Below are 8,771 nucleotides of genomic sequence, written 5' to 3'. Positions count from 1 at the left end.
CCCCCGCGGCTCCCCGCACGGTGAGCCTGCAGACGGACGTAGCCGCCGCGAAGGGCTTCCAGAAGAAGGCCCTGGAGGGCCAGGACCTCTGGGCCACGATGGAGACGAACCAGGGCACCATCGTCCTGAAGCTCTTCTCCAAGGACGCGCCCAAGACGGTGGCCAACTTCGTGGGGCTCGCGTCCGGCGAGCAGCCGTGGATCAGCCCGAAGACGGGCGAGCGCGTGGAGGGCATACCGCTGTACGACGGCGTCATCTTCCACCGCGTCATCCCCGGCTTCATGATCCAGGGCGGCGACCCCACGGGCACCGGCCGGGGCGACCCGGGCTACCGCTTCGGGGACGAGTTCAAGAGCATGCGCGGCTTCGACAAGCCGGGCATCCTGGCCATGGCCAACGCGGGCCCGGAGACCAACGGCAGCCAGTTCTTCATCACCACCTCCACGCCCACCAACCTCAACGGCCGTCACACCATCTTCGGTGAGGTGGTGAAGGGCTACGAGGTGGTGGAGAAGATTGGCGACGTGCCGCGCAACCGGCAGGACCGGCCCGACGCGGACGTGGTCATCCAGCACGTCACCATCAGCGACGCGCAGCCATGAACATCCTTCCGCGCCACGTGCGCACGAAGCTGGGCGAACTGGACTGCCACGTCGTCGACGCGCTCCCGGACGGCGCGAAGCCGGAGCTGGTGGTCGTGCTCAGCCATGGCTTCGGCGCGCCGGGCACGGACCTGGTGGGGCTGGCGCCGGAGCTCTTGACCGCCGCCCCCCGGCTCACGGAGGGCGTGCGCTTCGTCTTCCCGGAGGCGCCGCTGTCGCTTTCGCACCTGGGCATGCCCCAGGCACGCGCCTGGTTCGCGCTGCCGGAGTCCGTCCTGGCCGGAGAGCAGCGGGACTGGGACCAGTTCGCCCGCGACGTGCCCCCGGGGATGCCCGCCGCGCGCCGCGCGCTGATGAGCACGGTGGCGGCGCTCCAGCATCCCTACGGCCGCGTCGTGCTGGGAGGCTTCAGCCAGGGCGCGATGCTGTCCACGGACGTGGCGCTGCGGCTGGAGGAAGCGCCCGCCGGCCTGTGCCTGCTGTCCGGCACGCTCATCGCGGTGGAGGAGTGGAAGACGAAGGCCCGCGCGCGCTCGTCGCTCCCGGTGTTCATGGGGCACGGCCGGGACGACACGATGCTCCCCCTCCATGGCGCCGAGCGCCTGCGCGACGTGCTGACGGGCGCGGGACTGCCGGTGGAGTTCCTGCCCTTCGACGGCGGGCACACCATCGTCACGGAGGAACTGGAGCGGATGGCCGCGTTCCTCGAGAAGCGACTGGACGAACGCTGATCCGCGAAGGACGGAGGCTTGAGCGTGTACCAGGCGAAGGAGCTGACGGTGCCCACGCGGGGCCGGGGCCTCGTGGACATCACGGACGAGGTGCAGCGGGCGGTGAAGGGCACGGGCATCCGCGACGGGCTCTGCACGCTGTTCCTGCACCACACGAGCGCATCACTGCTCATCAGTGAGAACGCGGACCCCGTCGTGCAGCGGGACCTGGAGGCCTTCTTCTCCCGGCTGGTGAAGGACGGGGATCCGCTGTTCCAGCACGACGCGGAGGGGCCGGACGACATGCCCGCGCACGTGCGCACGGTGCTGACGCAGGTGTCCCTGAGCGTACCGGTGAAGGACGGCGAGGCGGACCTGGGCACGTGGCAGGGCGTCTACGTCTGGGAGCACCGCACGTCGCCGCACCGCCGCCGCGTCACCGTGTCCGTGCTGGGCGGCTGAAGCGTTACAGGTCGCTGACCGTGGCGGTGGCGACGACGGGCGCGCCGCCCCGGCGCTTCTTCGGCTGCATGCGGGCCTGTCCACGGATGCGCACCCAGGTGCCTGGATCCTCGGGCAGCGCGTGGGCCATGGACCAGCCGGTGGGCACCTCGGGCGTGGTCCACCCGTAGAGGACGCGCGCGTCCTTCGGGGCCAGGTTGATGCAGCCGTGGCTCACCGGCTCACCGAAGCGGTCGTGCCAGTAGGCGGTGTGCAGCGCGAAGTCGCCCTCGAAGAACATGGTCCACGGCACGGTGGCCACGCGGTAGCTGGCCTTGCCCATCTGGCCCGTCATGTCGGCCTCGGCGAACTTCACCCAGATGCGGAACAGGCCCTCGGGCGTGTCGGTGCCCGGGCTGCCGGAGGAGATGAGCGTGGCGTAGACGGGGCGGTCACCTTCGTAGGCGATGAGCACCTGGGCCTCCAGGTCCACGTCCAGCCAGCGCGCGCCGGGCTCCACGATGGACGGCGCCCCCAGCGACCACGCGACGTGCAGGTCGTCGCGCGCCACCCAGTGGTCCTCCGCGATGCGCACCCACTGGCCATCCGGGGACAGCTCGCGCACGGAGACGAGCGTGCGCGGGGGGAGCACCGTCTCCCGGTCGGCGCGGGCGTCGGGCGCCATGCGCACCACCACGTCCGAGCGGGGCGTGGCGCGGGACTGGGCCCAGGCGAAGGGCATGGGCAGCGCGGCGAGCGCCTCCGCGTCCAGGCCGCTGAAGTCGGACGGGCGGTGCTCGCGCAGCACGCGCGCCTCGAAGTACTGGCCGTCCGACGTGCGCCAGAAGGTGCGGCGGCCCACCTTCACCTGGCCCTGGAGCTTCACCGTCACGGAGCCCTTGAGCAGCACGCCCTGCCGCCGCCGTTTCGCGAGCGCGAGGCTGGGATAGGCGCGCACGCGGCGGCCCACCACGCGCGCGTAGATGCCGGGCGTGAGCGCGCCCTCCTCCACGCGGGGCAGCGTGCGCACGCGGGGCTCGCGGAAGTTCTGCTCCAGGTAGCGCTCGCACACCCAGCCGCGGGGCTCCAGCTGCACCCACGTCTCGCAGTCCGGGCCGCGCATCGCGCCCTTCCACGTCACGCGCATGTCCTGGGCCACCGTGCCCAGCGGCGGCGAGTCCTGCCGGGGCTCCGAGCGCACCGCGATGGAGCGGCGCACCCGCAGCGAGCCCGCGTCCGGAGCGTAGGGGATGGCGTAGGGCTCCATCCCGGCGTCGGCGGTCGCGAGCGGATCCACGGCGGTGGGCTCGCCTTCGTTTCCGTCATCAACGGTGGGCTCCTCCTCGGAGGGAGCGTCCGTTCCAGGCGAGGCGGCGACGGCTTCCGGGGCGAAGTCGTCGGCATCGAGCAGGGGCTCGCCATCGGGTCCCAGTTCGAGCACGGGGACCTCGGATTCGGTGATGACCTGGGGCTCCTCCTCGCCCGGCAGGGCCTCCGGATTCACGCCCCGGGACGAGGCCGCGGCCTGCGCGAGCGACGGCTCCATCATCAGCGAGAGCGCACCCTCCGGCCCCGCGTCCCCCGCCGTGTCCGTGCTTTCGATGAGGGCTGAAGCAGTCGCGTGAAGTACGCCGCCGTCCTGGGACGGGTCGGGCGTGGTGGCCTGCCATGCGGAGCGCAGCGCATCCGCGGACTCCACCGGGGCCAGCGCTTCGGATCCGGCGGCGGGCGCGGAGGCCACGGACGCCAGCTCCGTCACGGGAAGGGCGCTGCCCGCATCCACCGACTCAAGGGGGAGGGGTGGCTCCACCGGAGCGCACGCGAAGAGAATCAGGGGGAGTCCGAGGGGGAACCAGCGGCGGCGCATACAGGTTGCTACGGTACGGGTCCCCGCTGACATCCTCAACGTCGGCCCAGGTGTGATCTCCTGCGCGCGCCGCCGCCGGGGTGGGCAGACCCTCCGCCCGCAGCGGTGATTGGCGCACGGGACGGAATCAGGGCGCTTCTACGGTCCAAGCTCCGGCTTCGAGGCCTGCTCGCGAAAGACGGCCTCCATGTTGTTGCCGTCCGGATCCAGCACGAAGGCGGCGTAGTAGCCCGGCGGGTTCCCCTCGGAGGTCGGACGGATTCCGGGCGGGCCGTTGTCCGTCCCACCGGCCTTCAAGGCGGCGGCGTGGAAGGCGTCGACCTGGGCGCGGCTCTTCGCCGCGAAGGCCGTGTGCTGCTTCACGCCATGCGGGTGATAGCGGTCGATCCAGAAGACCGGATAGTCGACCCCATAGCCGATGCCATCGGTCCCCTCGTTCTCGGGGAGCTGCATGGCCCGGCGCAGGCCGAGCGCCGCCAGCGCCGCATCGTAGAAGGCGGCGGAGCGGGCCATGTCCGCGACCCCGATGCCGGTATGGTCGATCATGACGCCTGCTCGTCCACCAGCGGCACGAAGCCGCCGTGGGTCCTGCGGCGCTCGTCATAGGGGGCGTTGTCCTGCCGCATGCGGGGGTCGGCGAACGCCTTCCGCCATCCTGCATCGCGAGCCTCCTTCGAAGGCCATTCGATCCAGGAGAAGACGACCTGCTCGTCGCCGGTGGCCTTCACCGCGCCCTTGAAGTCGGTGACCTTGCCGTCGGGGACATCGTCGCCCCACGCATCGACGACACGCGTGGCCCCATGCTCCCTCAAGACCGCCGCGAGACTGGACGCAATGGCACGGTAGGCGTCCTTGTTGCCGGCCGGAACCGGCAGCAGGGCGCCATCGACATAGCCCGCCCTTCCCTGCGTGCGCGCATCGAGGCTGACCTCGAAACCGCCGTAGATCATCCGCTGCCCATCGAAGGGCATCTGCGTGCCCAGCTCCTTCATGCGCGGGTCGCTCATCATCTTCGCGCTCGCCGCGTCGCGCACCCCCTTGCTGGGGTACTCGATCCAGGAGAAGACGATGACTTCATCGGGCCGGGCCTTCACCGCGCGCCGGAGGTCGGTGACCTTGCCCTCGGGGACGTCATCGCCCCAGGCCTCGACGATGCGCGTCCCACCAAACTCCAGGTACAGCGGCGCGGCCGCGGCCGCGAGACGGCGGTAGGCGTCCTTGTTCGCCGCGGGCACCGCGACCACGAATCCATCGATATAGGCCATGGCTTTCCTCCAGTGGGGCATCCCTGCTTCGCCAACATAGGTGGATGCCAACACCCTCAGGGCATGCCAAAGGCCAGGGCTGTTCCCTTGGCAACGACGCTTCGTGTCCGTGACCACTGCCTTTGCCTGACGGGCCAGCGCGACCGCGCGCACCCTGGGCAGCAGCGGAAGGAGCAGCCCCCGGCAGCGCGAGGCCCCACCACCGGGTCGCTCAGCCGCGGCCCTCGGCGGGCGGGATGACCTCGGGCGCTTCGGGTGCTTCCAGCAGCTTGTAGAGCGTCTTGCGGTCCACCCCCAGCAGCCGCGCCGCCTCGCTCTTGTTGCCGCCCACGTGCTGGAGCACGTGCGCCGCGTACCGCCGCGACAGCTCCGCGAGGCTCGGCAGGTCCCCCGCGAGCCCGGTGAGCCGCTTGGGCGCGTCGCCAATGGGCTCCGGGAAGTCCGGCGGCCCCAGCACGCCCGTGACGTTCAGCGCGAGCGCCCGCGCCATCACGTTCTCCAGCTGCCGCACGTTGCCCGGCCAGTCGTACACCGTCAGCCGCGCCATCGCGTCCGCCGTCACCACCGGCCGCACGCCTCCCCGCGCGTGCAGCGCCGCGAAGTGCTCCACCAGCGCAGGGATGTCCTCGCGCCGCTCCCGCAGGGGCGGCAGGTGCAGGTGCACCACGTCCAGCCGGTACAGCAGGTCCTCGCGGAACGCCCCCTCCGTCACCCGGGCCTTCAGGTCCTTGTTCGTCGCCGCCAGCACCCGCACGTCCACCTTCACCGGGACGCTCTCGCCCACGCGGCGGATCTCCCCCTCCTGGAGGACGCGCAGCAACTGCGACTGCACCTTGGGGCCCACGTCGCCAATCTCGTCCAGGAAGAGCGTGCCGCCGTTGGCCTCCTCGAAGAGGCCGCGCCGCGCGCCCGACGCGCCGGTGAAGCTGCCCTTCGCGTGGCCGAACAGCTCGCTCTCCATCAGCGACTCGGTGATGGCGCCGCAGTCGATGGGGATGAACGGCCCGCTGGAGCGCGCCGAGCGCTTGTGCAGCGCGCGCGCCACCATCTCCTTGCCCGTGCCCGTCTCACCGGTGATCAGCACCGGCACGTTGCTGGTGGCCGCGCGCGCCACCTGCTTGTAGACCTCCAGCAGCGCCTGGCTGCGGCCCACGAGCGACGTGCGCTCCACCTGCTTGCGCAGCGTGCGGTTCTCCTCCACCAGCCGCTTCTGCTCCAGCGCCCGCTTCGCCACCCGCATGATGGCGTCCACGTCGAACGGCTTGGACAGGTAGTCGAAGGCGCCCTGCTGGATGCTGTCCAGCGCGCCCTCGATGTTGCCGAACGCCGTGACGACAATCACCGGCGTGTCCGGCAGGGTGGAGCGCGCCGTCTGCAACACCTTGAGCCCGTCGCCGGGGTCCGGCATCGCCATGTCGGTGAGGACCAGGTCGAAGGCCTGCTCGCCCATGCGCTCGGACGCGCTCTTCGGATCCGCCGCCTGCACCACCGGGCCCAGCACGCCCAGCAGGCGCTGCAACAGGTCCCGCGCATGCGGGTCATCATCCACGACGAGGATTCGGGCTGAGCTCATGAGGCCTTGCGGATGGAGGAGGAGTCCCGTTGCGGCCCGGACTCCACCACAAGCGGCGCCTGCGCGCGCGCCACCCGTGCGAACCGCACGCGGATCCGCGTGCCCTTGCCCTCCTCCGAGTGCACCGTGAGCGTGCCACCGTGCGCCTCCACCACGCGCCGGGTGGTGGCCAGCCCCAGCCCGTGCCCCGGGATGCTCCGCACCTCCGCGGCCCGGAAGAACGGCTGGAACAGCGACGCCTGCGTCGCCGCGCTCATCCCCAGCCCGTTGTCCGTCACCTCCACCACGGCGTCGGCCCCTTCCGTCGCCACCCGCACCACCACGCGCGGCTCCGGCCGGCCCGCCGTGTACTTCACCGCGTTGGACAGCAGGTTGCGCGCCACCACCTGGAGCAGCTGCGCGGGGCAGTCCACCAGCACGCCCGGCTCCAGCTCGCGCTCCAGCGCCACGCCCAGCGCCGACGCCGTCTGGCTCACCTCCAGCAGCAGCGTGCTCACCGCCGTGTCCAGCTCGCCCTTCGTACCGTCGCCCCGGTTGCCCGCGCGGCAGAAGCGCAGCAGCGCTTCAATCAATTCGCCCATGCGCACCGCGCTGGATTCGCACTGGGAGATCATCTCCAGCGCGCCCGGGTCCTTCACCGCGCCGGAGCGCCGGATGAGCGTCAGGTAGCCCTTGAGCGGGGACAGCGGACCCATCAGGTCATGCGCCACGCGGCTGGTGAAGGCATCCAGCTCCTGGTTGTGCCGCCCCAGCTCTTCAATCTGCCCCTGGATGGTGGCGTCCTGGCGCTTGAGCAGGGACGTGATGTGCCAGCCCACCAGCATGGACAGCAGGATGGCCAGCAGCGTGGTGCCCGCGCCCAGGGCGGTGTTGCGCACCCGGAGCGTGCCCAGCCGGCCCACGAGCTCGCGCGCGTCGTCCGCGTTCTCCGTGGCGAGCTTCCCCGCCAGCAGGTCCACCTCCGCCGCCAGCGGGCGGATGCTCTCCACCAGGTGACGCCGGGCGCGCTCCGCGTCGCGCTGGCGCGAGAACACCGCCGCCGCGCGCACCTGATCCGCCAGCCCCTGGCACGCGTTGTTGAAGCGCAGCCACACCGCCTTCTCTCCCAGCGGCAGGTGGCGCATGTACGCCTCGGAGGCCCGGCGGATGCTGCCCAGGATGTCCTCCATCACCGCGTCGGCCTCCTTGCGCTCGGCGTCGCCAGTGGAGCGCACGTGCGCCTCGATGGCGGACTCCAGCGACATCACGTCCACGCGGATGCGACCGATGAGGCTCGCGCGCTCCAGCGCCTCCAGCACCAGCGCGTCCACCTGGTGGCCGGTGCGCACCTCCGTCCAGAGCGTGAAGCCGGTGACGGCCGACAGCAGCATCACCACGAAGAAGAAACCCGCGCGGTAGCCGCGGATGGGGGTCCGCGAGTTCATCGCCACGCCCAAGCTCCTTGAAGAAGGGGAAGGAGGCGGGGTGCCTCCAGGAACATCACGGCACCGGACCGGCGGCCTCTTTGACCGACTCGCCCGGCAGGGGCGGCTGGGTGCGGCGCCGCGCGCGCTCCAGCGCGGACTCGTACCACACGTCCGACAGCTCCTCGTGCAGCGCCGCCAGCTCACGCTGCCGCGCCAGCAGCTGCGCGTTGTGCTCCTCCAGCGCGTGGCGCTCCGTCTCCAGCCGCGCCAGCTCATCCACCGCCGTGGCGCGGCCCTGCTCGGCCTCCGCGCGCGCCTGCTCCGCCTCCGCGCGCTCCTGCGCCAGCTCCTCCAGCGCGGACTCCACCGCCGCCAGCCTCGTCGCCAGCATCTCGGTGCGCTCGCGCTCGGACTGGTACTCCCGCTGCCACCGCTCCGTCTCCAGCACCTGGGCCTGGAGGCGCTCGGGCGGGATGCTCGCCGCACACCCCACCCCCAACCACACCACACCCCATGCGACCAGCAGGTGCCGCATACGCCATCTCTCCCGACCCCTGGCCGCGCGACATGCGCGACGAGGACCGCCGGGCCTCACGCCCGCCTCTAATAGATCCCGGCGCCTGGCGCTCGGGACGAGCGAACGCGCCGCAGCTTGCAGAAGAGCGTCGTTGCCGTCAAAGCGCCGTGTGCCTGCCTGGGGAGCATGCACCCATCGTTGAGCGTTCAACTGAGGAGATTCTCCCCATGGCGGATCAACTCCCACCTAGGGAACCCCGCGAAGTTGTTCAAAACCAGCGACTGGCACGGCGGGTGCTCAAGGAAGGCGCACAACAACCGATGCAATCCCGCGTCGGCGTGTCGTTCCCCGGAGCCATCCATGAAGACCGTCATCGTCGCCGCCCTGTTC

The 8,771-nt window shown here is 71.4% G+C and carries 9 protein-coding genes; 3 read left to right on the top strand and 6 right to left on the bottom strand.

Translation table 11 applies throughout. The features are described 5' to 3' along the window. The 3 genes from D7V93_RS30520 to D7V93_RS30510 all read left to right on the top strand — a co-directional run. Positions 1 to 602: peptidylprolyl isomerase (locus tag D7V93_RS30520; RefSeq protein ID WP_147451416.1), on the top strand; the 602-nt coding region annotated here is incomplete at its 5' end. Beyond that, positions 599 to 1,333, top strand: coding sequence for an alpha/beta hydrolase (locus D7V93_RS30515; RefSeq protein ID WP_208723204.1), 735 nt, complete (start codon positions 599 to 601; stop codon positions 1,331 to 1,333). The genes D7V93_RS30520 and D7V93_RS30515, both read left to right, overlap by 4 nt. A gap of 24 nt (positions 1,334 to 1,357) precedes the next feature. Then, positions 1,358 to 1,774, top strand: a complete 417-nt coding sequence (locus D7V93_RS30510; RefSeq protein WP_120646736.1) for a secondary thiamine-phosphate synthase enzyme YjbQ — start codon at positions 1,358 to 1,360, stop codon at positions 1,772 to 1,774. A gap of 4 nt (positions 1,775 to 1,778) precedes the next feature. Here D7V93_RS30510 and D7V93_RS30505 read toward each other — a convergent pair whose 3' ends face one another. From D7V93_RS30505 to D7V93_RS30480, 6 genes are all read right to left on the bottom strand, one after another. After that, the gene (locus D7V93_RS30505) at positions 1,779 to 3,563 is read right to left on the bottom strand and encodes a L,D-transpeptidase family protein (protein ID WP_244237608.1); all 1,785 of its coding nucleotides are present in this window, start codon (positions 3,561 to 3,563) and stop codon (positions 1,779 to 1,781) included. A 195-nt stretch (positions 3,564 to 3,758) separates the two neighbouring features. Then, complete coding sequence (locus D7V93_RS30500) at positions 3,759 to 4,166, bottom strand: VOC family protein (RefSeq protein WP_120646733.1); 408 nt, start codon at positions 4,164 to 4,166, stop codon at positions 3,759 to 3,761. Continuing rightward, complete coding sequence (locus D7V93_RS30495; protein ID WP_120646732.1) at positions 4,163 to 4,885, bottom strand: DUF1428 domain-containing protein; 723 nt, start codon at positions 4,883 to 4,885, stop codon at positions 4,163 to 4,165. Before D7V93_RS30495 ends, D7V93_RS30500 begins: the two co-directional genes overlap by 4 nt. Positions 4,886 to 5,096: 211 nt before the next feature. Then, positions 5,097 to 6,458 carry a sigma-54-dependent transcriptional regulator gene (locus D7V93_RS30490; protein WP_120646731.1) on the bottom strand — a complete coding sequence of 454 codons (1,362 nt, stop codon included), beginning with the start codon at positions 6,456 to 6,458 and terminating at the stop codon, positions 5,097 to 5,099. Continuing rightward, a complete protein-coding gene (locus D7V93_RS30485) occupies positions 6,455 to 7,882 on the bottom strand; it encodes a sensor histidine kinase (protein WP_120646735.1) in 1,428 nt (475 codons plus the stop codon). Before D7V93_RS30485 ends, D7V93_RS30490 begins: the two co-directional genes overlap by 4 nt. A 55-nt stretch (positions 7,883 to 7,937) precedes the next feature. Further along, on the bottom strand, positions 7,938 to 8,399 hold the full coding sequence (locus D7V93_RS30480; protein ID WP_120646730.1) for a hypothetical protein: 462 nt from the start codon (positions 8,397 to 8,399) through the stop codon (positions 7,938 to 7,940). Positions 8,400 to 8,771 lie beyond the last annotated feature (372 nt).

The sequence above is a fragment of the Corallococcus llansteffanensis genome, from assembly GCF_003612055.1.
Classification (GTDB): Bacteria; Myxococcota; Myxococcia; order Myxococcales; family Myxococcaceae; genus Corallococcus; species Corallococcus llansteffanensis.
This window is presented reverse-complemented; position numbering and strand designations above follow the sequence as displayed.

Coding starts and splice junctions, on each gene's coding strand:
- D7V93_RS30515 (WP_208723204.1), top strand. CDS start 599: ATGAACATCCTTCCGCGCCACGTGCGCACGAAGCTGGGCGAACTGGAC.
- D7V93_RS30500 (WP_120646733.1), bottom strand. CDS start 4,166: ATGATCGACCATACCGGCATCGGGGTCGCGGACATGGCCCGCTCCGCC.
- D7V93_RS30495 (WP_120646732.1), bottom strand. CDS start 4,885: ATGGCCTATATCGATGGATTCGTGGTCGCGGTGCCCGCGGCGAACAAG.
- D7V93_RS30490 (WP_120646731.1), bottom strand. CDS start 6,458: ATGAGCTCAGCCCGAATCCTCGTCGTGGATGATGACCCGCATGCGCGG.
- D7V93_RS30485 (WP_120646735.1), bottom strand. CDS start 7,882: ATGAACTCGCGGACCCCCATCCGCGGCTACCGCGCGGGTTTCTTCTTC.
- D7V93_RS30480 (WP_120646730.1), bottom strand. CDS start 8,399: ATGCGGCACCTGCTGGTCGCATGGGGTGTGGTGTGGTTGGGGGTGGGG.